This window comes from Lentzea pudingi (assembly GCF_014646255.1).
Taxonomy (GTDB): Bacteria; Actinomycetota; Actinomycetes; order Mycobacteriales; family Pseudonocardiaceae; genus Lentzea; species Lentzea pudingi.
Genome location: NZ_BMNC01000004.1, coordinates 408,759 through 435,010, shown reverse-complemented (window position 1 = coordinate 435,010; position 26,252 = coordinate 408,759). Strand labels below are relative to the sequence as shown.

The 26,252-nt window shown below is 66.3% G+C and carries 24 protein-coding genes; 10 read left to right on the top strand and 14 right to left on the bottom strand.

The annotated features are described in order from the left end of the window. Positions 1–47 precede the first annotated feature (47 nt). A complete protein-coding gene (locus IEY88_RS17380) occupies positions 48–3,182 on the bottom strand; it encodes a CHAT domain-containing protein (RefSeq protein ID WP_189155793.1) in 3,135 nt (1,044 codons plus the stop codon). Between the two features lie 74 nt (positions 3,183–3,256). Here IEY88_RS17380 and IEY88_RS17375 point away from each other — a divergent pair, with 74 nt between their 5' ends. After that, positions 3,257–3,616, top strand: a complete 360-nt coding sequence (locus IEY88_RS17375; RefSeq protein WP_189155792.1) for a hypothetical protein — start codon at positions 3,257–3,259, stop codon at positions 3,614–3,616. Further along, positions 3,613–4,479, top strand: a complete 867-nt coding sequence (locus IEY88_RS17370) for a hypothetical protein (RefSeq protein WP_189155791.1) — start codon at positions 3,613–3,615, stop codon at positions 4,477–4,479. The genes IEY88_RS17375 and IEY88_RS17370 overlap by 4 nt, the downstream gene beginning before the upstream one ends. Positions 4,480–4,923: 444 nt before the next feature. Here IEY88_RS17370 and IEY88_RS17365 read toward each other — a convergent pair whose 3' ends face one another. Next, positions 4,924–5,364 carry a MarR family winged helix-turn-helix transcriptional regulator gene (locus IEY88_RS17365; protein ID WP_189155790.1) on the bottom strand — a complete coding sequence of 147 codons (441 nt, stop codon included), beginning with the start codon at positions 5,362–5,364 and terminating at the stop codon, positions 4,924–4,926. A gap of 69 nt (positions 5,365–5,433) precedes the next feature. On the opposite strand from IEY88_RS17365, the gene IEY88_RS17360 reads away from it, so the two are divergent. Further along, positions 5,434–7,026: an FAD-dependent oxidoreductase gene (locus IEY88_RS17360; RefSeq protein WP_189155789.1), complete on the top strand. Its 1,593-nt coding sequence runs from the start codon at positions 5,434–5,436 to the stop codon at positions 7,024–7,026. A gap of 268 nt (positions 7,027–7,294) precedes the next feature. Here IEY88_RS17360 and IEY88_RS45500 read toward each other — a convergent pair whose 3' ends face one another. Beyond that, positions 7,295–7,489 (bottom strand): SbtR family transcriptional regulator, encoded by a 195-nt coding sequence (locus IEY88_RS45500; RefSeq protein WP_373294125.1) that lies wholly within the window; start codon positions 7,487–7,489, stop codon positions 7,295–7,297. 18 nt (positions 7,490–7,507) lie between these two features. Next, a complete protein-coding gene (locus IEY88_RS44290; RefSeq protein ID WP_229693474.1) occupies positions 7,508–7,795 on the bottom strand; it encodes a TetR/AcrR family transcriptional regulator in 288 nt (95 codons plus the stop codon). Between the two features lie 14 nt (positions 7,796–7,809). On the opposite strand from IEY88_RS44290, the gene IEY88_RS17350 reads away from it, so the two are divergent. The 3 genes from IEY88_RS17350 to IEY88_RS17340 all read left to right on the top strand — a co-directional run bounded on the left by IEY88_RS17350 (position 7,810) and on the right by IEY88_RS17340 (position 10,723). Next, the gene (locus IEY88_RS17350; protein ID WP_229693473.1) at positions 7,810–8,052 is read left to right on the top strand and encodes a hypothetical protein; all 243 of its coding nucleotides are present in this window, start codon (positions 7,810–7,812) and stop codon (positions 8,050–8,052) included. A 618-nt stretch (positions 8,053–8,670) separates the two neighbouring features. Beyond that, a complete protein-coding gene (locus tag IEY88_RS17345; protein ID WP_189155788.1) occupies positions 8,671–9,729 on the top strand; it encodes a quinone oxidoreductase family protein in 1,059 nt (352 codons plus the stop codon). A gap of 76 nt (positions 9,730–9,805) precedes the next feature. Further along, positions 9,806–10,723 carry an alpha/beta hydrolase gene (locus tag IEY88_RS17340; protein ID WP_189155787.1) on the top strand — a complete coding sequence of 306 codons (918 nt, stop codon included), beginning with the start codon at positions 9,806–9,808 and terminating at the stop codon, positions 10,721–10,723. A gap of 77 nt (positions 10,724–10,800) precedes the next feature. Here IEY88_RS17340 and IEY88_RS17335 read toward each other — a convergent pair whose 3' ends face one another. From IEY88_RS17335 to IEY88_RS17310, 7 genes are all read right to left on the bottom strand, one after another. After that, a complete protein-coding gene (locus IEY88_RS17335) occupies positions 10,801–11,634 on the bottom strand; it encodes an amidohydrolase family protein (protein WP_229693472.1) in 834 nt (277 codons plus the stop codon). After that, the gene (locus IEY88_RS44285; RefSeq protein ID WP_229693471.1) at positions 11,589–11,912 is read right to left on the bottom strand and encodes a hypothetical protein; all 324 of its coding nucleotides are present in this window, start codon (positions 11,910–11,912) and stop codon (positions 11,589–11,591) included. The genes IEY88_RS17335 and IEY88_RS44285 overlap by 46 nt, the downstream gene beginning before the upstream one ends. A gap of 10 nt (positions 11,913–11,922) precedes the next feature. Continuing rightward, on the bottom strand, positions 11,923–13,173 hold the full coding sequence (locus tag IEY88_RS17330; protein ID WP_189155786.1) for a DUF3500 domain-containing protein: 1,251 nt from the start codon (positions 13,171–13,173) through the stop codon (positions 11,923–11,925). A gap of 91 nt (positions 13,174–13,264) precedes the next feature. Further along, the gene (locus tag IEY88_RS17325; RefSeq protein ID WP_189155785.1) at positions 13,265–14,509 is read right to left on the bottom strand and encodes a CaiB/BaiF CoA transferase family protein; all 1,245 of its coding nucleotides are present in this window, start codon (positions 14,507–14,509) and stop codon (positions 13,265–13,267) included. Further along, positions 14,509–15,714, bottom strand: a complete 1,206-nt coding sequence (locus IEY88_RS17320) for a flavin reductase (protein ID WP_189155784.1) — start codon at positions 15,712–15,714, stop codon at positions 14,509–14,511. The genes IEY88_RS17325 and IEY88_RS17320 overlap by 1 nt, the downstream gene beginning before the upstream one ends. A gap of 24 nt (positions 15,715–15,738) precedes the next feature. Beyond that, positions 15,739–16,971 carry an acyl-CoA dehydrogenase family protein gene (locus IEY88_RS17315; RefSeq protein ID WP_189155783.1) on the bottom strand — a complete coding sequence of 411 codons (1,233 nt, stop codon included), beginning with the start codon at positions 16,969–16,971 and terminating at the stop codon, positions 15,739–15,741. A 60-nt stretch (positions 16,972–17,031) separates the two neighbouring features. Next, positions 17,032–19,341 (bottom strand): CocE/NonD family hydrolase, encoded by a 2,310-nt coding sequence (locus tag IEY88_RS17310; protein WP_189155782.1) that lies wholly within the window; start codon positions 19,339–19,341, stop codon positions 17,032–17,034. Between the two features lie 356 nt (positions 19,342–19,697). On the opposite strand from IEY88_RS17310, the gene IEY88_RS17305 reads away from it, so the two are divergent. Then, the gene (locus IEY88_RS17305; protein WP_189155781.1) at positions 19,698–20,576 is read left to right on the top strand and encodes a quinone oxidoreductase family protein; all 879 of its coding nucleotides are present in this window, start codon (positions 19,698–19,700) and stop codon (positions 20,574–20,576) included. Here IEY88_RS17305 and IEY88_RS17300 read toward each other — a convergent pair. Beyond that, complete coding sequence (locus tag IEY88_RS17300; RefSeq protein WP_189155780.1) at positions 20,569–21,135, bottom strand: hypothetical protein; 567 nt, start codon at positions 21,133–21,135, stop codon at positions 20,569–20,571. The two genes, IEY88_RS17305 and IEY88_RS17300, sit on opposite strands and share 8 nt — an antisense overlap. Positions 21,136–21,181: 46 nt before the next feature. Further along, entirely contained in the window at positions 21,182–21,772 is a 591-nt protein-coding gene (locus tag IEY88_RS17295; protein ID WP_189155779.1) for a TetR/AcrR family transcriptional regulator, read from the bottom strand. Between the two features lie 387 nt (positions 21,773–22,159). On the opposite strand from IEY88_RS17295, the gene IEY88_RS17290 reads away from it, so the two are divergent. Both IEY88_RS17290 and IEY88_RS17285 read left to right on the top strand, forming a co-directional pair. Continuing rightward, positions 22,160–23,389: an MFS transporter gene (locus IEY88_RS17290; RefSeq protein ID WP_189155778.1), complete on the top strand. Its 1,230-nt coding sequence runs from the start codon at positions 22,160–22,162 to the stop codon at positions 23,387–23,389. Between the two features lie 141 nt (positions 23,390–23,530). After that, positions 23,531–24,808 carry an MFS transporter gene (locus IEY88_RS17285; RefSeq protein WP_189155777.1) on the top strand — a complete coding sequence of 426 codons (1,278 nt, stop codon included), beginning with the start codon at positions 23,531–23,533 and terminating at the stop codon, positions 24,806–24,808. Between the two features lie 26 nt (positions 24,809–24,834). Here the strand turns inward: IEY88_RS17285 and IEY88_RS17280 are convergent, their stop codons facing one another. Beyond that, positions 24,835–25,518 (bottom strand): GntR family transcriptional regulator, encoded by a 684-nt coding sequence (locus tag IEY88_RS17280; RefSeq protein ID WP_189155776.1) that lies wholly within the window; start codon positions 25,516–25,518, stop codon positions 24,835–24,837. A gap of 163 nt (positions 25,519–25,681) precedes the next feature. Here IEY88_RS17280 and IEY88_RS17275 point away from each other — a divergent pair, with 163 nt between their 5' ends. Beyond that, complete coding sequence (locus IEY88_RS17275; RefSeq protein WP_229693470.1) at positions 25,682–26,239, top strand: nuclear transport factor 2 family protein; 558 nt, start codon at positions 25,682–25,684, stop codon at positions 26,237–26,239. The last annotated feature ends 13 nt before the right edge of the window (positions 26,240–26,252 follow it).

The following is a 26,252-nucleotide window of genomic DNA, read 5'->3' as shown; positions in this document are numbered from 1 at the left end:
CGTACAGACCCGAGACATTGCGAACAGTCCGACACCTATCTGTCGTCTCAGGCTCCCATGTGGACGTGACCGGCCCAACGCGTTGGCACAGCGGGGAACTTGGCCCGCTGCTCCCGCACGGATGCATGCAGCGCCGCTGCGGACTCGTTGATCCCGGCATGGGCGAGAGCACGGTAGAAACCTACCGCCACCGCGATGGCGGCGTGGTCGTTGATCGTCCACAGGGTCCCGACGACCGCGCGATACCCAGCCAGTTGGAAGGCCGCGGTGAGGTGCGCGGCCTCGTCGGCGTGCCGGCGGTCGATGCCGACCGTTCCGCAAGCCGACAGGTACGCGAGCTCGCCGTGGCCAAGTTGCAGGCGCGACAGCTCGCTCACGGTGAGTGGGCCGTCGGTCAGTTCCAGCCTGCTGGACGACGGGTCCACGAGGTCGGCGAAGCTGTGGCAGGCGAAGTGCGCTATCCGGTGGCGGGTGAGCGCTTCGGCCACGGCGTCGTGGGTCGCGGCCGGGAGAACCGTGGCACCGGGCACCAGCTGGCGCAGCAGGTCGGCTTCGCACGTCACCCCAGGTAGCGGTGGGACACCTGGAGCGTCGGGAACCGCCACGACCAGCAGCGACCGGCCGCTGTGCCCACTTCGGCGCGCGCGGGCGTGACCGAGTGCGCGGATGGTCGGCGTGTACGAGGAGATCACCCGGTTCGCCACGGCGTCGTCGCCACGTCCGGCGGCGTGCAGCGGCAGCAACGTGCTGACACCCACCGGGCACCACCACAGCCGGGGCGGGTGGTCGGTTGTGGCGGTGTGCCCGAGCGCGCACATGACCGGTTCGGCCGCGACGTCCCACAGCCAGCCTAGGAGCTCGAGGACATCCTGCTGTGCCTGGCTTCGGGCGGCGGCGGAGCGCATGCGGTCCGCGGCGTTGCTGAGCGAGGTGCTCAGCCGGTCGGCCTGTTCCGCGGCCGCTTTCAGGGTGTACTCGGGCAGCGGCACGACTTGGGTGGCGTCGCTGGTCACGATCAGCGCGTGGCCGCTCAAGTGGTGTGCCAGCACGTAGATGATCGGCCCGCCGGACGCCTGTGCGCGGAGCCCGTCCATCGACGGCTGCACCAGGAAACCCGCCAGCCCCGGCCTAGATCTGATGCGGCCGAGCAGCTGCGTCCACCGTGCTTCCAGGTCGGCGCGGCGCCGGGCCAGCGCCTCGTGCATCGCAGGCTCGGCCGGCTGGCTGTGCGGCGTCGGCGGAGCGTAGTCGGCGATCTCCAGCATCGACCGCAGCTCGTCGAACTCGCGGGCCAGCTCCGGAGCGGCAGCACGCAGCGCGGTGGTCTCGCCGCGCATGTCGAGGCTGCTCGCCAGCACCAGGCCGCGGGTCTGCTCGAGCAGTTCGACCGCCCGGTCCGGTTGTTCGGCGGAGATCGCGGCGGTCGCGGCTGTGGAGGCCAGACCGGGAAAACCGGTGATGCGATGTTGCCGGTCCACGCGACCGGCCTGCCTCGACGTCACCTGTGGTAACAGCCCCACCGCGAGGTCGACCATGGCCATCGCGTGAGCGGTGTCGCCCTGCCGCAGATCGAGGTCGGCCGCCTGCTGCGCTGCAGCAAGCGTAGCGAGCACCTGCGTTCCACTCTCGGCCGCCTCCGCGAACGCGTGCCCGGCCTGCAGCAGATGAGCCGGGTCGCCCGACTGCTCGAACAGGCTTCGCGACACCTCCCCGAACGTCGTCAGACAGGCCACCCTGGCGGGCGCGCCGGTGGGCATCAGCCGGACCGCCTCCCGGCAAAGCTTGAGCGCCCGTTGCAGCGGCACCGGGTCACCGGTGAGCAGCGACAGCTCGTGCAACGAAGCGCCGAGTCCGGACAGGCTCGCGCTACGACCGGGACTGCCGACCGGTGTCGCGGCCAGGGCGGCCTTGCTGACGCTGACCGCTTCGCGCACCGCGGCGGAATCGTCGGTCGACCTCGCGAGGATCCGCAAGCCCTGGCTGAGGTTCACCATCAGCAACGGCCGGTTGTGGTGGCTCCACGGCGTCACGGCAACGGCCTCACGGCACACCTTGATGGCCTCCCGCAACAGTGCCCGGTCCGCGCGGCGACCGGCGAGCTGGAACAACGCGCTGCTGAGATTTCCGAGGTTGCCGGACCGTTCGAGCCTCGTGCCCGAGCGGGCAGCCGCGGCCTTCCTGCCGACGCTCACCGCCTCCTCCAACGCGGCCAAATCACCACGGGACGTGTACACCAGCAGCAGGTTGATGCTCAGCGTGATCAGGTAGCCGGACGGATCCGGATCGTCGGGCACCATGGCGGCCACCGAGTCACGGGCCACCTGAACCGACTCGTCGAGCACGGCCGCGTCCTGCTCGATCACGAACAGCAAGAACAGGCACAAGCCGAGGTTCGTCATCCGGCTGGACAGGTTCACGTCACCCGGTTCGCTGACCCGCACCGCCTCCCTGGCAACGTGGAGCGCCTCGTCCAGCACCTCCCGCTCCAGCTCGGCACCACAGCTCATGATCAGGCTGAGCGACAGGTTCATGAGATAGGTGCCATTGGCCGGATCGGCGGCCACCGCCGCCCGCCCCGCTGACACGGCCTCGGCAAGCGCAGTCTTGTCACCGGTCCGCATGAACAACAGGTGCAGGCTGTGGCCGAGGTTGTCCTGAAACCAAGGGCGATCGGCGTGGTTTTCGGGCAGGTTGGCGAGCGCGGCCCTGCACAACATGCCCGCGCGCCGCGCGAAAATCTTGACGCCGTACCGCCGGAAGCGGCCGATGTGCGCCTCGACCCTGCGCTTCGCCACGTCGACAGGCAAAGACGCCCGCGGTTCGAATATCCAATACACCGAGAACAGCACGGCCGAAGCGATGCGCAGCCACTGCGGAGCGTCAAGCAGTTGGGCGGCCACCGCGACCAGGAGCAACAGCAACGTGACCAGGTCGATGCCCAAGGTGATGTTCAGCGTGCGCGGTCCGATCCGAGGCCTCGGCAGCACGGAGACGACGAACACCAGCAGCGGCAACGCCATCCACCAGGTGCCCCAGGTGAGGTAGATCAGCACGCCGATCCCGAGCACGTAAAAGCCGTTCATCATCGGGATGGTCACCAGTGCCGCACACGCCGCAGGAACCCACCAAGGCCCGCCTTGGACAGCGGTGACGACCGCCCCGATGACAAGCAGAACGCGCATTGTCCTCCCCTTGCTCCGGTCGCCAAGGGTAATGTGCCGATAACGCACAGCGGCCCTTTTTGAGAGGAAACAACGTGCAGATCCGCGTCGGCCGACTGTGCCGCAACCTCGGCGACGACCCGGACCTGCGCAGGGCACTGCAACCCGGTGACGCCCTGAACCAGCTCGCCGACGCGGTCAAGCGGGGCGCGGACACGGATGCGCTGACCGCGCTGCTGGACGCCGTAGAGGACGTCGCGGCTTCGGCCGGCATCGATGGCGTGACCACCGGCGACCGGCAGTACGAAGCGCTTCCGGATGTCAGCGTTCGCACCGTGCGCGGCTGGCGATGCCCTCACACACACCCATGCGACCGCGTCGAGACCGGCCGCCGCACGCCCGTCTGTGCGCTCACCTCCGACGAACTGGCACCGGTCAAGGTGATCAGCGGGTGACCGCCTTCCTCGAAACACTGGGCAAACGCGTCGCCGAACGCTGGCTGGAACTGATCCTGCTACCCGGCGTGTTCTGGGTCGCGGTCGCAATACTGGCCTGGAAACGGGTGTTCAACACGCGCGCCCTCACCGACCTGATCGCCACCAAGCCCAGCCCCACTGTCGTCGCAGCCTTGCTAATTGCCGCCTCGGCAGCCGGCCTCGTCGCCACCGGCCTCGGCACCACGACGCGCAGGCTCGCGTTGCTGCGAGGCCACTGGTGGCCCGCCCGCGTGCTGACCACCTTGCGCCGCTGGCGCTGGCGCCGCGCGGACCGCAAGGTCACCGCCGCCGTGGCCGCCGCAGTCCGCGCCGCCCCGCCGAACACCGCGACCGTGATCACAGGTCCCCAGGTCGCCGACCGCCTGGCCCGGCGGGACGCGGTGGCGCTGGAACCACCCGAGCGTCCGACGTGGACCGCAGATCAGTGGAGGGCGTTGTCCGTCCGCGTACATCGGGCGTACGGGCTGGAGTTGACTTTGACGTGGCCGCGATTGTGGTCGGTGCTGCCCGAACACCTGCGGATCACTATCGCCACAGCGCAGAACTCCTACGTCGTGGCGAGCACGCTGAGCGGCTGGGCTCTGCTGTACGGCGTGCTCGGCGTGCGGTGGTGGCCAGCGCTACCCATCGCACTGGCGGTGCTGGTCGTCTCACTGGTCAGGACCCGGGCTGCGACCGCGACGCTGTGCGCATTGGTCGAGTCCGCCGCCGATCTCCACGGACGAGATCTGGCAATTCAGCTCGGTCTTGAGCCCAGCGGGCCGTTGTCCATCTCGGATGGCGAGGAGATCTCCGGGCGGCTACGCAAGGACGAGCTCTGAACACCCACCGTCGTGCGTGTTCAGAGCTCTGACAATCGCCTCCACTGCTCCGCAACCAGAAGGTGGTGCGCGGGTCGCTGTAGTCGCGATTGGCCAAGCCCGGACAGCGCTGGACACGCAGCGAACGGCCCAGAGCGGTTACGTGCGATCTGCGGGCAGCGTCGGCGACCCGATGATAAGGAAGTCAGCTTTGCCTCGGCTCGGCGGGCGTACGAAGGCCCTCCTGGTCCGCGACCACTGTGATGGTTCCAGCCGTCGTGTGCAGGATGACTCGCCGGATTTTCGCGTGGTGGCCCTTGAACGCCGGGCACGTCCAGCTCTACACCCCGATCGGTGTCGTTGTAGTTCTTCGTCCAGACACTGGTGTCATACCAGGTTTTGGCGTGCGAGCTCATGCCGACCACCAGGGCGCATTGCCTCGCACGCGGCCCACTCGGCCGATTCTTACCGCGGCCATGCTCGCGTCAGGCTGTCGCGCAACTCCGCCAGTGCTGCGGGTCCCAGCCGACTCTCAACAATCTGTTCCAGGTCAAGCAGAATCCCCGATGCGACATCGCGACGCTGACAACCTGCGGCGGTCAGTGCGATGAGGGTGCTGCGCGGAAATCCTGGCCCTGGCGTACTGACCAGCAGGCCCTCGTCGACAAGCTGTGTGACTGCGCGATGCATTGTCTGGCGGGCGACGCCGGCGCGGCGGGCGAGTTCGGCGACGCTCAGCGCTGTGTCGTTCTCCAGGTGCGCCAGCACGGCTGCGTGCGCCGGCGTGATGGGATCCACGCCCGCGGCGGCCAGGCGCTCCACCAGCTCGTCGGAAAACCACCGCGCGCCTCGTTGTAGCAGTGTGAGCAGCGGCGGCTTCGCGTCCGAGTGATCTTCAGCGCTCATCGCTCGCGTTCCTATCGCTCGAGAGTAGGCTCCAGTGTCAGGTAAGGTGACACAGAGGAGTTCGTTGCCATGACAGGTTATGACGTTGACGTCCTCATCGCTGGGGCCGGCCCGGTCGGACTCACGGCGGCGTTACAGCTGACCCGGTGGGGTATCTCAGTTCGCTTGGTTGATGCCGCACATGGTCCGGCCACCACCAGCCGTGCGCTAGGTATGCACGCCCGCAGCCTGGAGATTTGTGATCATCTCGGGATTCTCGGCGACATCGCTCCACACGGAACAAGGGTCAACGCGTTCATCCGCCATCATGCCGAGCGCGCGTCCCGGGTCGACTACGACTTCGGTGGTCTGGCGACCCAGTTTCCGTACATGTTCAACATCGATCAGGCGATCACTGAACGCGTGCTCCGCGGACATGCCGCCTCGGCCGGGACAGAGGTGGAGTGGGACACCAGGCTCGAGTCGTTTCAGCACGACGAAGATGCCGTCACAGCCACGTTGCTCAGCGGCGATGACTCTGGCGCGACACGGGAGACGGTGCGTGCGCGGTACCTCTGGGGCTGCGACGGCGGACACTCGACCGTCCGCAAGACCCTCCAACTCCCACTGGCGGGCGAAGCCGCCCACACCTGGCTGATCGCCGATGCGGTCGTGCACACCGATCTTGAGCGAGATGGGGTGCACTGGCTGTTCCCGGCCGGTGGCGCGCTGATGGCATTCCCGTTCCCCGACCCAGGCAAGTGGCGGCTGCTCGACACCACCGGCGAAGGAGAGCCTGAGCATTCCGGGCAGATTGCCCAGCAGTTCAGCACCAAGTTGTCACAGGCCCTGGGGTGCGACACCACAGTGGACAACCCCACCTGGGCGTCGAAGTTCACCATTCAGCAGCGCGCGGTGCCCTCGATGCACGTCGGGCGGTGTTTCGTTTCGGGCGACGCCGCCCACGTCCACTCCCCCGCCTCGGGACAGGGCCTCAACACCGGAATCCAGGACGCGTACAACCTGGCGTGGAAGCTGGCCATGGTCCTACACGGCCACGCCGATGCCGCACTGCTCGACACCTGCGACACAGAACGCGTCCCCATCGGCCAAGCACTACTCGCCTCCACCGGAGAGGTCATGAATACAGCCATGGTCGACAGCCCAGCGGGGAACACCAAGGACACGGGGGATTCCGATCGCGAGTTCATGCACAAGCTCATTCGGAACATGTCGGGTCTGCACATCGCTTACCCCGACAGCCCTCTGACAATGCCCGGCGACAAGTCAGGCGCGGGTCCGCGACCGGGTCAGCGGCTGACCCAGATCTCCGCTGCTGACGCTCAATCACCTGGCTGGACCGCACTGCGCGCGTTGCTCCGGACCTCAGCCTGGCACCTGCTCGCTTTCACTGGGAGCACGTACGCCACCACTCAGGATCAGGTCACCGCGCAAACCAGGTCATTGCCGACCTGGCTGGACAAGGTGACGATCAGCCGGCATCGGCTGGATGAGACTGACCAAGGTGTGTGGGATCCCGACGGCCGAGTCCAGGACACGCTGGCCGCAACCGATGGGGACTGGATCCTCGTACGTCCCGACGGCTATCTCAGCGCCCGCGGCACCGGAGACGCCAGCCTTCGTGCTGCACTGCAACGATTGGCCAGCCTGCTCCCACGTTGAAACGGAGGGAGAGATGACAAACCCGGAACCTCCGTCCAATTGGGATCGACAGCGAGGCGACGACCAGCTGGCACTTCGCATCCGATAGGCGTGGCTCATCGGATCCGTCCGGTGCCGCTCACCTCCGGGCTCGGACCAGTTGGCGAGACGACCACCAATGCCGGCAGGCGTCTTGCTGACCTCATGCCGGTGAGGCTCTGTACCGCAACCCGTCAACGAAGACGCCCACCATGCGACGACTGTCCTCCAGCTCGCGGCCCGGTGTCGGCTAACACAGCAGAGCACTGGTGCACAAGAGATCTTCGGCTCCGACGTCACCACGAATCGCGCCTTCGGCCGCTGCCGCTTCGAGCAAGGATCCAAGAGCAGGAACCAGGCGCCGGAGGAAGTACCCCGACAGACCGTCGAAGGCCGGGTCGCCGGAGTGCAGGGCCGACGCCAGCCCTCGCTTGGTGGCGAGCAGGTCGATGAAACTCTCGATTCAGCGGTTCAGCGCCTCGTCGGGAAAGTGGCTCGCGCTGAGCAGGGGCCCGGCTTCAACGACAGAGTCGATCCCGCTCTGCACCACGACCTTCACCAAGTCCGCGCGTTGCGGGAAGTGCCGATACAGCGTGCCGACACCCACTCCGGCAAGTTCGGTGATCTCTTTGGCTGGAGCGTCGACACTTGAGGTGTCGAACACCGCCTTCGCGGCCTCGACCAACACCTCGACGTTTCGTTGCGCGGCGGCGCGCCGCCGGCGCGCGGGCCGCCGACGTCGGCTTGCCAATGACCCACCTCGCGATGGCATTCACCATCGCCCACCCCGGCGTCACAAGCGCGCTCCTCCGTGCTCGCACGATGGCTCATCTCGACGACCTGCTCGCCGGCGTGGACGTCACTCTCACCGATGACGTCCTCGACCGCATCGATGAAATCGTGCCTCCCGGCTTCGACGTCGGCACGCTTGACCAGGCCTACATTCCGCCGGCCCTCCAGAACCCACTTCTGCGCCGTCGTACCGCCACGCAGCGCACGGTCGCCTGACGAAACGAGAGAACTGACCAGGTTCTCGTCGCCGTAGCCACGATCAACGGCCAGACGCCTCACGGGTTCGGCGCCTCGACACCGAACCAGAAGCGCGCACCGGCAGCGCCCCTTGGCCTGGACGCTGCCAGGTGCCGATCAAGTGCCCATCGCCGGCCTTCGGAAACACGACAGCGAGATCACACGCCCGCCTCAAGGTCGACTGTCCGCCGACGCCCAGCAACCAACCCCGCAGACCTCGCGGGGCATCCACATGCTCACATACACGGACCGGCCGCTTGGCACGCTGGAGAAAAGCCCGATCAGCGCCTCAGCTGCGCCACAAGCCATCGGTCATCGGTCATCGGTCATCGGTCATCGGTCGTCGCAAGCGTCACATTAAATACTCGTATCTTATGTATCTTTTGCTACCCTCTGCAGAGCGCGACGCAACGCCGAACTCCGGACACGCTGGATCGGTTACCCAGGTCGCCCCGCCGGTTCCGATGACGATCCAGCTCGAGAAGGGAAGCTTGTGGCCACGACCAACCTGATCACTCGGGGCGCAGCACCACCTGCGACTGGTGCGACACCGCGTCGCACCGCGAAGTTCATGACGCTGATGTCGAAGCGGGCGGCATGATCACCTACGGCGGTATGCGTTACGAACAAGCTTGGTATCGCGATGCGGCCGTGCCGGCTGTGATCGTTGACGCGCCTGGCGCGGAACCTCGCCTGGGCTCGGTCGCGAGACCTGTGCGCACACCCGGCACCACGGTGGTGGCCGTGGTCGCCGCGCCTCTGAATCCGCTCGATCTGGCCATCGCTTCGGGAACATTCCACTCGGCGCGACACGAAGCTCCTTACGTGCCGGGTAGTGAGTGCGTCGGCATGGTGCTCGAGTCCGACGTTTACCTGCCTGGTTCGTGGGTCTACGCCGAGTGTCACGCATCGCCGGCCTCGCCCGGCACCTTCGTGGCGTGCGTCCTCGTCGCAGACGAGAACCTCATACCGCTGCCTCAGGAAGTCGACCCGGTGCTCGGCGCGGCCGTCGGCAACTCTGGCACTGCCGCGTTCATGCCGCTCATCGAGCGGGGTGGCCTGCGCTCAGGGGAAACGGTGCTGGTGCTGGGAGCCACTGGAACCGTAGGGCAGATCGCGATCCAGATCGCACGCCAGACCGGAGCCGGCAGGGTGGTGGGCGTCGGCCGAGATCATGCGGCGTTGCAACAGCTGCTCGGCTTGGGAGCGAACGCGGTCGTCGACCTCCGGGCCGACGAACCGACGAACGAGCTGGCGATTCGACTGCTCGCCGCAGCTGGACCTGTGGATGTCGTACTCGACGGACTTTACGGAGCACCTCTCGAGGCAGCGCTGCAGGCGTGCGCCGCAGGGGCACGTGTGGTCAACATCGGCAATGCCGCCGGCGCCAGCGCGCAGGTACCTGCCGGACTCGTCCGCAGCAAGCAACTGACCCTGTCCGGCTTCGCTGGTTTGCACACACCTCTCAAGGCAAAGCGAGTCGCGCTGAGCTGGTTGTGGAACGCACTCGTTCGCAGCAAGCTGCAGCTCGAGGTTCGTACCGTCTCTCTCGAGGAACTGCCGAGGGCCTGGCGGGATCAGGCGCACTCGCCGCACGCAAAGTGCGTTGTCGTTTTCGATCGCACCCCTTGCCAGATGACATGGCCGCGGTCCTGAAGCGCAGCCACCCACCGCTTCACCGCCAAGTGGCCAGTCAGCGAACAAGGTGGTAGAGGATCACAGGAGACCCGAAGTGACTGCCCGAATCGCCTTCGCCCCGAAAGTGATGTCGTTCCTCGCACAAAAGATCTCAGCGGTAGGCCTGCGCACGGACAAAAGGCTCTACTTCGCGACTCGCGACGTACCGGAACCCGTGATCATGACGGTGCCGACGAGGCACGGCCCCGTGCGGTGCAGGGTCCACCGGCCGCACCCGAGCGCTCCGCTGGTGACCGAATCGAACAGCAGGCTCCCCGTCCATCTCCAGATCCACGGAGGCGCGTTCTTCATCCGGGTTCCGCAGCAGGACGACCACATCAACTCCTACATCGCCTCCGAGGTCGGAGCGGTCGTGATCAATCCGGACTACCGCGTCGCCCCTCAGGTTCAGTACCCGACGGCTGAGGAGCAGTGCTACGACGTGGCAACCTGGGTACAGGGCAATGCATGGCGGTACGGCTGGGACGGATCACGCGTATCGGTCGGTGGCACCAGCGCGGGCGGCAAACTGGCCTTCAACATCGTTCAAATGGTTCATGCGGCCGGCGACAGGCCACTGCGTGCGCTTGTCGCCATTTGCGCCGTCGCCGATGCCACGCGGACCGACCGAACCTCTCCCAAGCCAGATGCGTTGATCGACACTCGCGCCCAGAAGCTGATGCTGAACAGCTACTTCGCTGACACGGTGAAGCGCACCGAGCGGCTCGCCTCGCCTGCCTTCGATCCGGATCTGGCCGCGGCGTTGCCTCCGACGCTCATCCTGACCGGTGGGCTGGACACGCTAGGTCCTGAAATGGACACGCTCGCCGAAAGGCTGATGGCAGAAGGTGCCCAGGTTGATCATCGACGCTTTCCAGCGGCAGACCACGGCTTCAGCCACTTCCCGCCGGTCGAGACCGCCCGGAAGTCGATTCAACTCGTCGGGCGGTTCCTGTTGCGACACCTGCGTTGAAGCTGGAACTCAACGTTGCTGACAGGGTGAGCCAAGGATGACGCCCGTTCGAGGAGCTCGCTTCTGGAGCGGCTCTCTCACGTCGACCACCTGTGTTCGACGCCTGCGCACCAGACACGCTCCACCAGCCGAGTCGCCTTGATGTCGGCCACTGGATCGCCCGCGACCAGGAGCAGATCGACTCGCGCTCCAGGCGTGATCGTGCCGCGATCGTTCAGGCCGAAGTGGACGGCCGGAAGGGCGGTCGCGGCGTGCAAGGCGCTCACCGTGGACAACCCCGCGTCTACCAGCAGCTCCAGTTCGTGGTGCAGGCTCTCTCCGAACGGCGGCCAAGCGGGCACACCGGTTGCCTTGTTGGCGCCGGTACCTGCCAGAACGGGCACTCCTGCGCGGTGCAACGCGGCAACGCTCGCGCGGGCGGCCTCGTAAGAAGGTCGCGATCTCGCGGCATGAACGAGCCTGTCGGAGATGGCCTCCATCATTGTCAGCGTAGGAATGATGACGCGCTTCTCGAAGGCCGCACGCGCTACGTCGACTTCTTCCACTGCACGGTCCAGCGGCGCGTGGGCGAGCACGCTCACGCCCGCCACCTGAGCCATCCGGACCGCTGACAACGACGAGACGTGAGCGATCGTGCGCAGGCCTCGCCTGCGAGCCGCAGTCGCCAAAGCATCCACTGTGGACTGATCGAATCCTGGTAGGTCGATCACGATCTTGACGTAGTCGACGCCTTCGACGACCCGCTTCGCGACCCATTCCTCCGCGGCCTCGGGTCCCTCGACAAGTCCGCTCGCCTGGCGCCCCCGGCGCTGACCATGAGCGCTGGCCGGTGAGGACGCTGCCACCCCGCAACTCCGGATGTCGGTCAGACCGGCGTGGTGACGCAATAATCCACCAGGCTCGGCGGCCACGTCCCCATGTCCAGTGCCGTGGTCACACCGTGAGCCGCGAACTGCTCCAGCGCCTGGAGGTCGCTGAGGTGAACATGGGAGTCGATCAGGCCGGGCAACAGCACCGATCCATCGGCGTCGACAACGCGGGCGCCGGCGGTGTCCAGATCGGCGCGGATGATTCCGTCTTCTACGACGACGGTGCGCGGCTCGGTGACCTGCTGGCCGTCAAAGACCCGTACTCGGGTGATGACGGTCCGATGGCGACGAGATCCCGGCACCACTTCCTTTGTTTTCAAGGGGATGGTGTCACGACTCGTCGGTGAAGGTGAGCTGTTGTCCGGTCTCCTGCGCGACCAACGCGGCGCCGTAGTCGTTGCCGTTGGGCGTGCGCATGATCGTGTGGGTGTGGAACTTGGCCGGCTTCTTGTTGGTGAGCATGATTCCGGCGTGGTGTTCGTACTCGATGAGGACCACAGGACTCTGGATGCGGAGGTAGAAGGGACTGTCGGGACTCGATCCGCCAATCCAGCACAGCCAGGTGTCGTCCAGGTGTGCGCGGATGTCGTCGAGGCGTGCCCGGTAGGGACCGGGTGGCAGATGATCGACGAAGTTGCCGGCGAGTTGGAGGAGCAGTTCGCGGCTGTCCGTCGGGAAGTCGGCGGCGCGGCCGCCCTCGTAGGGGATGACGCGGTTGTCCTGGAACATGCCGGCGAGGTGCAGTTCGTCACCGAAGACCTCTCGGCCGGGCGGGATGTCGGGGTGCCGCTTGTCGGGGTAGAGCACGACCGCGTCGCGGGCGGCCTTCGGCAAGCTGTGCAGCAACTCCAGGGCGAGTTCGTCCGGCTTGACGAACAACCTGGTTCCCGCGTACGGGCCCTCGTCGATGATGTTCGGTTCGGCGCCGAGGAACACGGGGCTTGCGACCATCTGCGTGCCGACCACCATGACGTTGACGCAGACGTGGTGTCCGTACAGCGACCATCCCCAGGGCGTGGTTTCGCTCGGCTCCCCGAAGAGGTTGAAGTTGTAGCTGAACTCGTTCATGACGCGGGGGCCACGGACCAGCTGACCGAGGAAGTCGTTGGTCCACATGCATTTGCGGACCTTCTCGAACCCACTCTTGCTCAGACTCGCTTGGACGAGCCCCAGCACTGCCTCACGCACGTTGACGGAGACCTCGTCCAGGCGCAGGCCGAATCGGTTGACGTAGAGCTCGGGGTTCATCCAGGCACGCCAGACGCGGCTGTTCAGCGGGTGACGCACGGCGCTGCGCTGCTGGTCGTCGAGTGTGCCGAGCAGCAGCCCCGCCGCAGCGACCATTTCGGCGGTCGGCGCGTTCTCGGGCCGGCGTGGGAACAACGCCCGGTCCAGGGTGCCGTCGGTGGTGATGCCGCGGAACGACGTGGCGGCGAACAGGCCGGTCCAGGCGTCGACAGCGCTGCGAAATGTGTCCTGCTGAAGGTGCCTCTCCACCCACTGATACGCATCGAGGTCGCCGATGCCGGCGATCTTCTCGGAGTGGAGCGGCGTCAGATAGTCGCGGAAGTCTTCCGGCATCAGAGAGGTCCTTGGCGATCAGCCGTGAGCAACGGGATTCGGTTGGGGCGTAGTGGCTTTCGTGTCCGGACGGCGCGGACATGGGGAACGGTCAGTGCTCGTTCGTCGAGACCGCTTGCGGGTCCGTTCGATCGCTGATCCAGGAGCGGACGGCACGGCCGTGCTGGTCGAGCCTCGGGGGCGCGCGGTGGCCGGTTCGGGTGCGTTCAGCCCCCGATGGCTCGAAGAACCGCAAGGGCGGGCCGGGAAGGGTGATCTTCCCCAGGCTGTCGTGGTCGACGTCGACGAGCAGGCCCTGGCTTCGCGTCTGGTCCCAGGTGTACACCTCGTCGAGGCTGCGCACTTTGCCCGCGGGGACACCGACCTCGTTCAACCGGTCGAGCAGGTCCGCGGCGTTCCACGTCGAGAAAGCCTTTTCCACCAGAGCGATGAGCTCTTCGCGCCGGGCGACCCGCTCGGGGTTCGAGGAGAGCCCCGGGAAGGCCGGGTCAAGTCCGAAGCTGTTGCAGAACTTGCGCCACTGCGCTTCCGTACCGACCGCGATCTGGACCGACCCGTCGGCGCAGCGGAAGAGACCGTAGGGAGCGATGGCAGGGTGGTGGTTACCGGCCGCTCGTCCCACCTCGCCGGCAACGGTCCAGCGCGTGCCCTGGAACGCGTGCACGCCAACAGCGGCGGCGAGTAATGAGGTACGCACGTGCTGGCCGCGACCGGTGTGAGCGCGTTCGTGCAGTGCGGCGAGAACGCCGTAGGCGCCGTACATCCCGGAGAGCAGATCGCAGATGGGAGTGCCGAGCTTCTGCGGGTCGTCAGGGCCGGATCCGGTCACCGACATGAGCCCGGACTCGCCCTGGGCGATCTGGTCGTAGCCTGGCCGGCCGCCTTCAGGTCCGTCGTGGCCGAACCCTGTGATCGACAGGATCACCAACTGCGGGTTGAGCTCGGCCAGTCGTGCGGCGCCGAGTCCCAGCCGGTCCATCACGCCGGTGCGGAAGTTCTCCACCAGGACGTCGGCACGGCGAACCAGTCCTTCGAGCACCTCGATGTCGGCGGCCGCCTTCAGGTCGAGGCAGATCGACTCCTTGTTCCGATTGACCGAGAGGAAGTACGTCGACTCCTGCTCCTGCCCCTCGGTGGTCATGAACGGCGGCCCCCAGCCACGGGCGTCATCGCCGGTGCCCGGAGCCTCCACCTTGATCACCCTCGCACCGAGGTCACCAAGCATCATCGTGGCGTGAGGCCCCGCCACGGCGCGGCTCAGATCCACCACGAGCAGCTCGCTGAGCGGCCCCTCGGTCGCTGAACGGGGTGTATTCGAAGAGCCTGCACACGTCATCAATGGTTCCTTTTCACCGAGGCAGCGGGTGCTGTTGCGTCTGCGCCGGGCAGAGCACGGGAAACGGTCTCGGCCGCGGTCATCAGACGCGCGACGTACCGATCGACATCGGCGTGGTTGGCATCAAGCGGCAAGCCGTCGACAGTGAGCTGCATGACGACCTGCTGCCGCGCGTCGAACACCGGAACGGACACGCTGCGGATGCTGTACTCCCGACTCCGGTCTTGCAGGTCGTCGGGCTCGTGCTCGCCGCCGAGCTGTCCGATCAGTTGCCGGATCGCCAGGCGGCCGTGCGGAGTCAGTCCGTTGAGCGTGGTTTCGTCGACGGTGGACTCGAGCTTGCGCAGGCTGTCGCTCCACGTCGCGACCGACCAGCCGCGCGCACGCACACGATCGACCAGCTGCTGGGGATCGTGGCCCCAGCACAACGACGGCGACCCGCCGGCACGCGCCATCCACGCCTGTGTCGCCTTGTCAGACCAGGCCACGAGCGCGGTTCCCAGCGGAGGGATGTGCGGCAACCGTTGACCGACCCGGCTGTAGGCACGGCCACCAGCAGGCCTGCCCGCGGTGGCCAGCAGGACGATCTCCTCGCCGACCGCGGCGGAGGCCAGGCATTCCACGTCGTGCTGATCTGCCACCTCTTCCATGACCGGTCGCGCGACGTCGACCAGCTTCAGGTGCTCGATGAGGTCGGGCTCCCCCGCTGCCGCAAGCGACAGCGGGGAGAAGCGTCCGTAGCCGCCCTGGAAGAACAGGAGAGGCAAAGACGGTCCCGCCGCGTCAAGGGACGTGACCCGGCCGACGACGATGTCGTGATCGCCGGCGTCGTGGACCGCGTCGACCGTGCACTCAATCCACGCGACGGCGCTGTCGAGGCGTGGCAGGGCGCTGGACGACATCGTCCAGTCGAGGCCGTCGAACTTGCGGTCGCCTCCGGTGGCGAACGCGCGGGAAGCCGACTCCTGGTGGGCTCCCAGCACGTTGATGCAGAACCGTCCACTCTGGAGGATCTGTGCGGACGTGCGCGACTGCTTTCCAGGCAGGAACGCCACCAGCGGAGGTGACAGGGAGACGGAGACGAAGGACCCGACCGTCATTCCCACCGGGGCCCCGGAGCCGTCACACGAGGTCACGGCGGCGACACCCGTGGGGAAATGACCCAGCACATGGCGGAAGTGCTGCGGGTCGATGGATTCGGACATGCTGCCTTCTTCGTCGTTCGCTGCTCAGGCCTTCGGACGTTCCAGGACGCTGGTGGACAGCGGCGCCGCGTCGGCGCCGCACAGCGTCCGGCCGATGTTCTCCAGCCAGGTGTCGAGGTGGTTGGCCGCGTGCGTGCTGCCGGCCAGGCAGTTGCGGGTGATCAGCTGCAGCGGGTTGCGCTTGATGATCACCGATGCTCCAGAGGCCCGGAACAGCGTCTCGACCGCGGAACCGCACGCATCCCAGATGTAGGCGGCGTCGGTGTGCAGCTTCAGTGCTTCCAGTTCCGAGGGGTCTGTGCCTTCGTTCTGGAAGCGGTCGAGCTCGGCGATCGCCGCGTCCGCGACGCGACCGGCGGCGCGGATCTGGGCGTAGGCGCGACCCACGGTGTGATGGGCGACCGGTGCGTCGAGCTGCCTTGCGTACGGCGAGTAGGGCAAGCTGCGCCTGCCGATGTTGGCGAGGAACACCTCCATCGCCTGATCGGCCATGCCGAGCGCAAGCCCCGCACCACAGATGAGCGAGCGGACGATGCCGCCGCGCGCCGGGCCGAGTCCCTGCTTGGTGAGTTCCTCGATCTGCTCCGCGAGTCGCGCAGGGGTGCTGAAGCGCTCGTCCGGCACGAACAGTTCGCCGTCGGTCGCCACGGTCTGGCTACCGGTACCGGCCAGACCCATGGCGTCCCAGTCGTCACGAGCGATGAGCTGGTCCTTGGGGATGAGCGCCATGCCCACCTTGGAGTCGTCGGTCTCGTCGTAGAAGACCGCGAGGTAGCCGTGCGAGGCGTGGACGCTGCCGGTGGCGAACGGCCAGACGCCCTTGATCATCCAGCCACCGTCGACCTTGCGCGCGGTACCGGACATGCGTCGGCTCGTGCCGCCGAGAGCGAACGTCCGGTTGCCCACCCACGGTGACTCGTACACCGGCGCGATGACGTCCTCGGGGAAGGCGCAGCTCCACAGGTTCCCGCCGGCGGCGGCCCACACCACCCAGGCGGTCGCGCCGCAGCCGGATGCGAGTGCCCGGAAGATGTCGTGCGTCTCGCGGGTGGTGAACTCGGCGCCCCCGTAGCGCGTCGGCGTGGTCAGGCTGAAGATGCCGATCTTGTCGAGACGTTCGACGGTCTCCTGGGGAACGCGGCGCTGGTGTTCGGTCTCGGCCTGGTGCTCGCGCAACCAGGGCGTCATCTCCGCGATGTGGGCGAGGATGTCCTGAGCTCGCGGCCGATCGACCTGCGTGGTGCTGGGAGTCGCCATGTGTTGATCACCTCTGCTGCTGATGTTCGGTAGTGCGTGGCCGCGTTGCCGTTGTGCCGCTCATGGACCGGCGGGCGGCAGGACCGGCAGCTGCACGTAGCTCGGGTACTGCGCGCCGGTGAAGATCGTGTTCTGCGCCCCGTCGTGGTAGGTCGCGTCGTAGGTGTGACGCATCCCGTGCCCGGCGCCTGTGTAGGGCTCGATGTCGACGCGCAGACGCTGTCCTTTTCGGATCAGGCCGGTGTTCGGGATGATCTCCACCTCCACCGGCACGATCTCGCCGTTCTGCAGCGGCGCGTGGTCCGCGCGCAGGTGGGTGTGCTTCGGTCGGAACTCGGTCGACCGCTCGGGGTCCAGCTTGCGGTGCGAGACCTTGAGCCAGCCCTTGGCCAGCGGGTAGAACCGGGTGGAGATGCCAGGGATGAGCGCCGGCCCGCAGAAGTCGACCTCGTGGTCGTTCTCGTCGAGCACGCGCAGAGACACGAAGATGTCCATGTCTTCACTGGTGGAGGACACCCAGACGACGAGCTTGCTGTAGCCGGCGAGGATGGTGTCGTCCTCGAAGGGTGCGCTGACGAACGTCGCTCCTGGGGAGCACGGCGCGGACGCGGTGGCAGCGAGCTGCGCGGCTGTCTGAGCCGCACGCCTGCGGAATTCCGCGATGTCGATACCGGCGGAGAAGGCGGTGGAACTGTCCACCTCGGCCGAGTAGGTCACCTCTCCCGCGTGCTCGGGAGCACTCTGCTCGAGGCGCAGCACGTAGTCGCAGCCGGTGAGCCCGTTCCACTCCGAGGGAGTCGCGTCGAGGTACCACTTGACGTACTGGGTGCGGGCGATCGGCCACTCGTTCTCTTCTTGCAGATACGAGGTGCCGCGGCCGGTGCGGATCTCCATGCGGACCGGAGGGGTGTCCATGATCCCGTTGTCGACACCCTTGAGCCAGTGGTCGAAGAACGCCACGTGGTCCTCGACCGCAGCGGCGGAGTACGACTTGAGGAACCAGTCCTCCCAGAAGTCGATCTTCTTGTTCGGCGTGGGCGTGTTGAGGAAGGTCTCGCTGCTGCCGAGCTGGTGGAAATTGCCTGGATGTGCGGTCGCGGCGACCGTCCACAGTGGCACGGACACGTCGCTCATTTCCGGGCTCATGAGCACCTCGGAGCGCGGCCCGAAGATCAGCGAGGGATCGGAGTCCTTGAAGGGATTCGCCTTTGCCGCGGCGAGGAAGTCCTTCGCGTCGATGTCGCCCACGATCGCCGGGACGATGCCGTTGGCGAACCAGCCGGGGAAGAACTCCTCGTTGAAGATGCCGCCGGTGTACGCGAGCTCCTCGTAGAGGTCGGTGTCCGTCCCGATCGCGATCATCGCCTTCAGGTGCGGCGGACGGAGACTGGCTACCGCGTGCTGGTTGACCGCGTAGTAGGACATCCCCCACAGACCGATGTTCCCGTTCGACCAGGGCTGAACACCGGCCCACTCGATCGCGTCGTAGAAGGCCTCGGCTTCCTCGATGCCCCAGATCCCCAGAGTGCCGGGGCTTTTGCCCGCTCCAGGGCCATCGACTCGGACGAGGGCATAGCCTCGCGGGATCCAGGTGGCCGTGTTGATGCTTTCGTGGTTCTCGTACTCGTACCCGTCCGGGTTACCGAGGAAGTACCGGTCCTCCATCACCTCGTGGTGCTCGGCGGCCTCGTCACCGTCGATGGAGTGATGGACGAACGCCCGTCCGTAGACACCGAGGTTCATCACGACCGGAACCGGCTCGTCGTTGTCCGGGCGGAAGACGTCCGCGTAGACGAAGGACCCGTTGCGCAGAGGGATCTTCACGTCACGGTAGCGACGGATGCCGAGAATGTTGCGACGCACCTCGTTGCGCGCCGCGGCAGCGGAGGCGAGCCCTCGTGGCGTCGAGCCCGTGAACACCTTCGCCTCGTTCAGGTCCTGCAAGAGTTGCACGACAACGGGATCATCGGTGAACGCCTGAACCGGATCGATCGGGGCGCCGGGCAGGGACATGATCCGGTAGCGGAAGTCGATGGCCCGATCTCCCACGAACTCGTGGATCTCGGCCGTCAGGGTGATCCCGTTGTCCGGATTGCCGTCGTCATCAAGTGTCAGCAGGAATCGGGCGATGTTGGTCAGCCCGGGATCAGCGACCTTGGAGAGACTCCCGTCCACTCTCGCCACGAGGTCGGCGACAGTCAGCCTCTCCGCGCCGCGTGCCGTGCCAACCACGACCTTGCCGACGAAGAACGTGACGATCTCCCCGTTGCGGAACTGAAAAGTGCCCGCGTGGTCGGTCACACCTGAACAGGTGGGCGTCTCGAACCGCAAGCCGGCGATGGGTCCGGCGACCCTTCCCTCACGCACCATTGCACTTCCCTCATCGTCGAGGACCGAGCTAAAACACCCGTATGTTTCGTGTCTTTTGCTACTCTGATCCGGCCGTGACCGTCTGTCAAGTTCAGATGCGTCGAGTGTCAGCCCTCCTGGGCCGGTCCGCGCACTCGCCTGATCACTGAGCAACCTCGTCCCACCACCCGTCGCTGGAGGCAGGCATGACCGAAGTTGGTGACGCCACAGGAACAACCAACGGGCGCGGCAAGATGCCAGCGGCAATCGTCACTGCTCCCGGCGCACAGCCGCGACTGGGCTCGGTACCGGAACCAACGCGGACATCAGGCACAACGTTGCTCTCTGTAGTGCCCGCTCCGTTGAATCCTCTGGACTTGGCCATCGCCTCAGGCACGTTCCACTCCATGCACGGCGCTCCGTACGTCCCCGGCAGCGAGTGCGTCGGCGCCGTGCTCGACTCCGACCGCTACCCACCAGGAACCCTGATGTACGCGGAGTGCCACGCCTCTCCGAGAACTCCGGGTACCTTCGCCGCGCAGGTCCTGGTTGCCGACGACAACCTGCTGGCGTTGCCCGATGGAGTCGATCCCGTTCTGGCCGCGGCCGTCGGCAACGCTGGCGTTGCCGCGTTCGCACCTCTGATCGAGATAGGCGGCCTTCGCCCAGGGGACGCGGTTCTGGTGCTGGGAGCGACCGGCACGGTCGGCAAGATCGCTGTCCAGATCGCGCACCGAAGCGGAGCTGGTCGCGTGATCGGCGTAGGACGCAACCGCGCAGCACTGGCACAGTTGCGCGGCCTTGGCGCGGACGCCGTCGTCGAGTTGCGCGCCGACGAAACTGCAGATGAGCTGGCAGACAGGTTGTTGGCGGTGACCGGAGCGGTGGATGTCGTTCTCGATGGCGTGTACGGGCCACCGCTCGAGGCCGCGCTGCAGGTATGTGCGCCGCGTGCACGCGTGGTCAACATCGGCAACGCCGCCGGGGCTACCGCGCAGGTGCCAGCGGGACTGTTGCGGGGCAAGCAGTTGACACTGTCTGGCTTTGCCGGCCTGCACATCCCGTTCCAGGAGAAGCACGATGTGCTGAGCTGGCTGTGGACCGCCATTCGCCGGGACGAGTTGCGTCTCGATGTCCGCAGGATCGCGCTGGAGCAACTTCCGGCAGCCTGGGCGGCCCAGGCTGACTCATCGCACGAGAAGTACGTCGTCGTGCCTGATGGGGCCGCCTCGCCCGCTCAGCAGGAGACTAACTGACCGCGACCATCCACTTAGGCCAGTGCCTCTTCCCGTGTGGACTGAGCGGAGAGCGTTCCGAAGCGCTCGTCGCGTCGTACATGTCCGCCAGTAAGGCGAACCAGACGATGATCAGAAGGGCACTGGGGTAAAGAACGAAGTCGGGCGCGATGTCGGCGACGAAGGAGTAACCACCGAGCCAGACGCCAGTGACGATGCCGACGACGCGGATGATCTGCCGGCTCGCACAAGCTGAAGCGACCGCAATCCACACGCCTGCGAAGACGTGGCCGCCCAAGCGGATCGGCCACGTGATGTCATGCGCCACGCCGTTGATCGACATGATGCCGGTGAGCACGTCAAGCGTGATCCAGCTGTAGCCAGCCGCCTTGGCCCAGTTGGGTGCGTCCAACCGGGAGACCAGCAAGAGGATCGCCAGATGGAAGAAAACGCCTGAGCACTCAGGCCAGACCACTCCCGGTTCGCTGATGGCGAAGGAGACGAGCGACGGGACGAACAAGATGATCGGCAGGATCGCGATGATCCTGAAACTGAGGCGTGGATCGTAGGCGCGAGTCATCAGTTTCCTTTCTGGCAGCGTAGATGCCGCTCGGCACGGGGTGAGATCAGGCGAACCTGTCGGCCGCGTCGGCGATGAAGGTTTCATCGGCAGCGTCGGTCGTGCCGAACAGCGCTTTTCGAACGATGAGCCCTTGGTAGACGGCCATGAGCTGGGCGGCGAGCCCGGCAGCGCGGGAGCGGGCGACTGATGCTTCGTGCCCCTTCACCGCGACGAGCCAGACCTCACAATGAGCGGCGATCGCATCACGCATGCCATCCGTGGTAGCCACGACGTTGCCGCACATGACGGGATCGGTCGTCGCCTCTCCCCACGCCTGCAAACCGACCCGCGCCTCGTCGCGACTGATGCCGTCTGCGAGATGCCGCAGCAACTGCGCCGGACTCGGCAAACGCGCCTCGCCGACGAAACCCGCGAGAGCTGTCAGCCGTCGCTCCAGCAGGTCCTGTGCGGTGGCCTGGACGATCTCGGCCTTGCTGGCGAAGTGCGTGTAGATCGACCCGGCGGACAGTCCGGACTCTGCCGTGATGTCCGCGACCGAGGTCCGTCCCATGCCGTTGCGCACAAAGCAGCGCATCGCCGCTTGGAGGATCTGTTGACGGCGCAACTCTTGACGGGCCTGGCTGAGCTTGGGCAACGACGCCTCCCTCACAGCATCTCAAACAGAACGCTCGCTCCGTTTGAGACTAGCATCCAAAAAGAGTGGGCGCTCTGTTTGAGACCCGCGCACCCCGTTCCGTGAACGAATTGCGGGTTGACATGCGATCGCCGTCACAGCAGGATCAACCATCCGAAACATACGGGTATTTAGCTGAACCAGCCAGCACGTCGCCTGGCGGACAGATCGATGGCACCGCATGACCTCCTCGCCGTGGAGTCAGCGCCGGATGAGCCATGCCATGCCGAGAGCTGTCCATGAGTCCCAAAGCAGTGCGCGCACGGCGATCTCGAACAGTGGTCGGGAGTGAGGCGTCCTGCCCGTGGCGACCCGGCCGAGGTCGTGCAACGTGTCAGGAGAATCCACATGAGTTCGGACCAGTCGGTGGCACTGCGCGAAGTAGCCGAAGAAGCAGGCAACCGAGGTTGGCGGACAGCCGTCGCGTCGGCAATCGGGCTGACTTTCGGCCCCAGCGTGCTCTTGGTCATGGCTTTCGGAGCCCTCATCACCCCTCTCGACGAGGAGTTCGGATGGGGAGTGCCCGCCATTGCGCTGGGCGCGTCCATCCTCAGCGTGACGGTCATGCTGATCTCGCCGGTTCTGGGATTTCTGGTCGACCGGATCGGTGGCCGCCGGCTCATCCTGTTCAGTGCCCCGGCTTTCGGGGCTTCGCTGATAGCGATGTCCCTGCTGCCCAACAGTTTGCCGGTGTTCTACCTGGCGTGGGTCCTCCTTCCGCTGTGCGGACTGGGGTTGTGGCCGGTGACCTACCTGCGCGTCACGGCGGGTTGGTTCGAACGCAGGCTCGGTCTGGCGCTGGGGATCGCGAACTCCGGCGTCGGCATCGGTTCGGTGATCGTTCCGATCGTCACCGCCGTGCTGATCGCCAACTTCGGCTGGCGCGGGGCATTTCTGGGTCTCGGGGGTCTCGCACTCCTCGCGTTCCCAGTCGCCTTCTTTTTCCTCTCCGAACCGAGTCCGCGTAAGACGACTGTCCACTTCGGCGGCGACACGCTGCGGGTTGCCGCCAGGACACGACCGTTCTGGCTCGTCCTGGCCGCCTTCCTGCTTCTGGGAATGATCGGTTCGTCGGTTGTCGTCCACCAGATCCGCCTGCTGCTCGACGCCGGCGTCCCCTCGAACGTCGCGAACCTGATGCCGATCGCACTCGGCGTGGCGCTCATCGTGGCCAGAATCGTGACGGGCTGGCTGCTGGATCACTTCAAGGTGTCCTATGTGATGTCAGCAGCCCTCTTTGGCGGCGTGGTCTCGTTCCTGCTGTTCGCCGCGGGGCCGAACGTGGCCACGGCCATCATCGCGGGAGCACTGGCCGGTCTGCTGATCGGCGCCGAGTTCGACGTCCTCAGCTATCTCATTCCGCCGTACTTCGGGCGTTTGGCGTTCGGGAAGATCTACGGCATCGCGTTCGCCGTGTTCCAACTCGGCTCTGCCGTCGCACCTTTCCTGGTGAGCATGAGTCGTGAGAGTTACGGCTCCTACTGCCCGGCGATGTTGGTGCTGGCCGTCGCGTGCGTGGGCTGCGCCGGCTTGTTCGCGTTCCTCGGTCCGTACCGGTACGCCGTCGCACACCGATGACATCCCGGCTGGAGTACGTCCACCGACTTGTCTCGTCAGCTGCACAGCGACAACTGGAGCGGTACGCCCCAACACGGTCCACACCCCGTACCCGACCGACCACGCCGATTCCTTCGTGTCCTGTCCTCTTTGGAGAGCAACATGTCTGCATCCGCTTCGCCAGGCGCCTCTTCGAGATCGGTCTACCTGGTCGTAGTCCTCGGTTTCTTCGCCACCGCCTTCGAGGGATACGACCTGATCATCTACGGATCCGCCGTTCCCGACCTGCTCGCCCACTCCGAGTGGGGGCTGGACGCGGCGCAGGTCGGCTTCATCGGGTCTGCTGCTCTCGCGGGCATGGTGGTCGGCGCGTTGGCCGCAGGCTGGTTGAGCGACCGATCCGGACGCCGCGTGAGCTTCATCAGCATGCTGTCGTTCTTCTCGGTCATGATGATCTTTTCGGCGGTCGCACCGAGTCCCGAACTGCTCGCGTTGTGCCGCTTCCTGGCCGGCATCGGCCTCGGAGGACTTCCGCCGATCGCGATCGCGCTGGTGAGCGAGTTCGCCCCGGCGAGGCGTCGCGCATTCCTCACGACCGTCACCGCTTCCGGCTTCGGTGTCGGCGCCATCCTGGCCTCGGTGCTGAGCATCGCCCTCCTGGAGGACCTGGGTTTCCGGTTCATGTTCGCCCTCGGCGGGATCGCACTGGTGACCGTCGTGCCGCTGGCCATCTGGCTGCTGCCGGAGTCTCCCGGTTTCCGCAGTTCCAGCGATCAGAGCACAAGGCACACGAGTACAAGTCCATGGGTCGCGATCTTCAAGGGACGGGCCGGCGTGGCGACCACCCTGTTCGCACTGGCCAACTTCTCTGCCTTTCTGCTGGTCTTCTCCATCACCGTCTGGCTCCCGCAGTTGATGACCGAGGCTGGGTACAGCGTGCAGTCCTCGCTCCGGTTCCAGCTGTTGCTCAACGTCGGGGCGCTGGTGGGCGCGGTGCTCGGAGGCGTGATGTCCGACCGCCTGGGCGGCCGAGTCGTGACCGGCGGGCTGTACGTGGCCGCGGCGATCGCTCTCGGGTTGCTCGCTTTGCCCGCGATGCCGGCGGGTGTGATCGCAATGCTGCTTTTCGTCGCCGGTGCGTGCGGTGTCGGCGTCGGAACGGTGCTGTGGGCGTTCGTGGCAGAGCGATACGGCGACCGCTCACGCGCCACCGCCTTGGGTTTCACGATGAGCGCCGGTCGGGTTGGCGCCGCAGCCGGCACCTCCCTGGGCGGCCTTCTGGTCGACGCCGGGGCAGGCTTGGCAAGCATCGCGGTGCTGTCCGCCGCAGCGGCCGCCATCGCGGGCCTCGCCGTCTTCTTCGCCCCTTCCGCACCGCGTCCGAAACCCGTTCAGACCGCAGTCACACCAGCCACAGGACCGCGTTCACCGGCACAGTGACGCCGATCAGAGTCAGGTCGGTGTGATCATCGGGGCGGGAGGACACTGACTTCACTGCTCATCACCGAGGGCCACCTGATGATGACCCGGAGAACGTGCTGGTGGACGTCCTCGATGTAGCGCCTGGCGTGCTCTGCGGCCTTGTCCACGTCCTGCTCATCGAGGATGTGGCGCACCCAGTGGTCGGCCAGGCCCGTCGCAGCGCTCGTGCGATCCGAGGTCAGCAGCAGTGCGCGAATGCGACTCATGTCGCCCATGAGCTGCTGGAAGAAGTTGATCAAATAGGTGTTGCCGGTGGCCTCGGCCAGAACCTCGAAGGTCCTGTTGACGACGTCGATGTCGAGGAGGACCGACGGTGATCCGCCCTGCTCCTGAGAGAGGGCGTCCAGTCCGTCGAACGCCTCCCGCGCCGCGTCGAGCTGGGCTTGGCTCGCTTGGCGCAGGCCGAGCCGGATGAGCTCGGGTCCGACGAGCCCCCAAACGCCGAAGAGGTCGTCGATGGACTTCGGCGTCAACGGCGTGACCTGATAACCCTTGCGAGGCAGGGTGCGGATCAAACCTTCGTGATCGAGGCGGATGAGGGCGTCGCGCAGAGGCGCAACGCTGAAGCCCATGTCAGCCGCCAGCTGCTTCTCGGTGAGCCGCTGACCGGGCGCCAGACGGCAAGCGATGATGTCGCCTCTCAGCTGGCGGTAGGCCGTCTCGTTCAACGAGACACGGGAGTCGGACACGTCAGTCAACTGGGTTGCCCCTCAGGTCGTTACCTCGTGCTGGTGGACCACCGGGCCCACCAGAGTACCTCCGAGCGGGTTGCCACTTCCGTCTTGACACCCCCCAACGACCAGTCTAGACATTCCACAGACATTCTGTGACATGTCACAGCAAGGGACGGAGACGGGCAGCGTGACGAACACCGAGGACAAGGCAGCGATCACCGAGCTACTCAACCTGTACGGGTTCGCTTTGGACGCGCACGCCTGGGAGCTGTTCGACCTCGTCTTCTCCGAGGACGTGACCGCCGAGTTCGGTCCGGCCGGGAACGCGTGGATCGGCCTGGAGGAGTTCAAGCGGTCCTTCGCCGAGTTCCACGAAACGCTGGACAGCCACCAGCACACGATGATGGGGCAACTGGTCCACGTCGACGGCGATCGTGCCAACGCGTTCAGCTACGGAAACTGGCTGCTCATCCGGGAGGCGGCCGAGGGCGGCCCCACGTGGACAGGCACCGGCTGGTACGACGACGAGCTCGTCCGCACCGAGGGCGGCTGGCGCATCCAGCGGCGCGTCTGCCGGTTGCAGGCCTGGACCGGCAACCCGTTCGTACCCGTGCCGAACGCCGAGCACCGGCCCGACATGGAGCTCAACGTTCTACGTGAGCACGCGGAAGCCGGTCGAGTCGCCTACCTGAACGCCGTGAAGGCGAGCCGGTGACGACCCAGATCGC